This window comes from Fructilactobacillus sp. X1R3C1, assembly GCF_059901545.1.
The window spans coordinates 1-3,350 of record NZ_JBWXUT010000010.1 but is presented as its reverse complement, the minus strand read 5'-3'; the positions used below and the strand labels follow the sequence as shown (position 1 = coordinate 3,350).

The 3,350-nt window shown below is 44.1% G+C and carries 1 protein-coding gene; it reads left to right on the top strand.

What is annotated here, in order from left to right; genetic code table 11:
* A partial coding sequence (locus AC6UD8_RS06975) for a mucin-binding protein (RefSeq protein ID WP_500699908.1) occupies positions 1-3,350 on the top strand: 3,350 nt, incomplete at both ends.

The following is a 3,350-nucleotide window of genomic DNA, read 5'->3' as shown; positions in this document are numbered from 1 at the left end:
AGAACCATCCACTACGTTTACGCCGATGGCAGTAAAGCCGCAGATGACAAAGTAGAAACGGTTACGTTTAACAGAACCGCCACCTTTGATGAAGTAACTGGTGAGATAACTTATGGTGCTTGGACATCTGACAACGATGTCTTTAGCTCGGTTGATTCACCAGCCATTACGGGATACACACCTGATCAAGCAACCGTTGGTGCTTTAACTGCCACCGCTGACACGAAGAATTCAGACGTTAAAGTCACATACACTGCTAACAATGAGCAAGCTCACGTTCAGTACATTGACCAAGATGATGGTAACCGGGTTATCAAGACTGACAATTTAAACGGTAAGTTTGGTTCTAAGTCTGATTACTCAACCAAGGATGAAATTGCTAAGTTAGAGGCTCAAGGCTATGAATTAGTCACTGATGGTTATCCAAATGGGTACGAATTTAATACCGATAACCCAACTTTCAAGGTTGTTTTTAAACACAAGACTAAGACCGTTACACCAGACAATCCAGGACAACCAGGTCAGCCAGTTGATCCAAATAACCCAACTGGACCGAAGTACCCAGATGGAACTGGTGTAAATGACTTGACTAAGAACATTACGAGAACGGTGCACTACGTCTACGCTGACGGTAGTAAAGCCTCCGATGATCGTACTGAAACGGTTACTTACACTCGGACCGCAACCTTTGACCAGGTTACCGGCAAGATCATCAGTTATGGCGACTGGACTACTAAGAACGCGGTCTTCGATTCAATCGATTCGCCCGAAATTACAGGATACACTCCTGACAAGGCAACCGTTGGTGCTTTAACTACTACTGCCGACTCAACCGATTCAAACGTTACCGTTACCTACACCGCCAATGAAGAACAAGCTCACGTTCAGTACATTGACCAAGATGACAATAACCGGGTTATTACAACTGACAATCTAACTGGTAAGTTTGGTTCTAAGTCTGATTACTCAACCAAGAACGAAATTGCCAGCTTAGAGGCTCAAGGCTATGAGTTAGTCTCTGATGGCTATCCATCTGGTTATGAGTTTGACACTGATAACCCAACCTTCAAGGTTGTTTTAAAGCACAAGATGAAGACGGTTACACCAGATAACCCAGGTCAACCAGGACAACCAATTGATCCAAATAACCCAACGGGACCAAAATATCCTGATGGAACTAGTAAAGATAACTTAACCAAATCAATTACGAGAACCATCCACTACGTTTACGCTGATGGTAGTAAAGCCGCAGATGATCAAGTAGAAACCGTTACTTTCACCAGAACGGCAACCTTTGACGAAGTAACTGGCAAGTTAACTTACAGTAACTGGACTTCAACTAACTCCGTCTTTGGACAAGTTGATTCTCCAGCAATCACGGGCTACACCCCTGATAAGACCAGTGTTAGTTCTGAAACTGCCACCGCTGATACACCTGACGGAAGTGTTACCGTTACGTATAATGCTAACGAACAAAAAGCAGTAGTTAACTATGTTGACGAAGATAACGGTGATGCCGTTCTTCATACTGATGACTTAACTGGTAAGTTTGGTAGTAAATCTGGTTACTCAACCAAAAATGAAATTGCCACTTTAGAAGCTCAGGGCTACGAGTTGGTATCCGACGGATACCCGGCTGATGGCTTTACTTTCAACACTGACAATCCAACCTTTACCGTTGTTTTGAAGCATAAGATGAAGACGGTTACGCCAGATAATCCGGGACAACCAGGTCAACCAGTTGATCCCAATAACCCAACTGGACCAAAGTACCCAGACGGAACTGGTGTAAATGATCTGACTAAGAACATTACGAGAACGGTTCACTACGTTTATGCTGACGGTAGTAAAGCTTCTGACGATAAAGTTGAAACGGTTACGTTCACAAGAACGGCCACCTTCGACCAAGTTACTGGCAAGATTATCAGTTATGGCGACTGGACTACTAAGAATGCGGTCTTTAGCTCAATTGATTCACCAGCCATTACTGGATACACTCCGGATAAAGCTAGCGTTGGTTCCGAAACTGCCACTGCTGACACACCGGACGGAACTGTTACCGTTACCTACAATGCCAATGAAGAAAAAGCATTAGTTAACTACGTTGACCAAGACAATGGTAACAAGATTATTGATCACAATGATCTGAATGGTAAGTTTGGTTCTAAGTCGGACTACAGCACAAAGGATAAGATTGCTTATTGGGAAGCTCACGGTTATGAATTAGTATCCGACGGATACCCTGCTGATGGCTACACCTTCAATACTGATAATCCAACCTTTACCGTTGTCCTGAAGCACAAGACTAGGGAAGTTACACCGGACAATCCAGGAACTCCAGGTCAACCAGTGGATCCAAACAATCCAGACGGACCTCATTATCCAGACGGAACCGGTGTAAATGACCTAACTAAAAATATTACGAGAACCGTGCATTATGTCTATGCCGATGGCAGCAAAGCTTCAGAAGATCGCATTGAAACAGTTACGTTTAACAGAACCGCAACCTTCGATGAGGTTACTGGCAAGGTAACATACAGTGACTGGACTTCAACTAACGCAGTCTTTGGTGAAATCGATTCACCTAAAATTACTGGTTACACACCAGATAAGGCAAGTGTTGGATCAGAAACAATTGGTCCTGACGCAACTAACTCTAGTGTTACCGTTACCTACAATGCCAACGATGAAAAGGCTCAAGTTCAATACATTGACCAAGACGATGGTAACAAGGTTATTCATACTGATGGCTTGAACGGTAAGTTCGGTTCTAAGTCGGATTACAGTACGAAGGACGAAATCGCTAAACTAGAAGCCCAAGGATACGAATTAGTATCCGATGGCTTCCCAGGTGATGGTTACACCTTCAATACTGATAACCCAACCTTCAAGGTTGTTTTGAAACACAAGACCAAGGAAGTTACGCCAGATAACCCAGGAAACCCAGGTCAACCAGTGGATCCTAACAACCCAACGGGACCGAAGTATCCAGATGGTACTAGCAAGACCGACTTGACTAAGACCATTACCAGAACGGTGCACTACGTCTACGCTGACGGTAGTAAGGCTTCAGAAGACCGCATTGAAACGGTTACGTTCAACAGAACGGCCACCTTTGATGAAGTAACGGGTAAGGTAACTTACAGTAATTGGACGTCAACGAACGCTGTCTTCGGTTCAATTGTTTCCCCAACCATTACGGGATACACCCCTGATAAGGCAACGGTTGGTTCAGAAACTGCCACGGCTGACACGCCAGATTCAAGTGTCACAGTTACCTACAACGCTAACGATGAAGTCGTTCACATTAATTACGTGGATCAGGATAAAGGTAATGCCCTTATCACTAG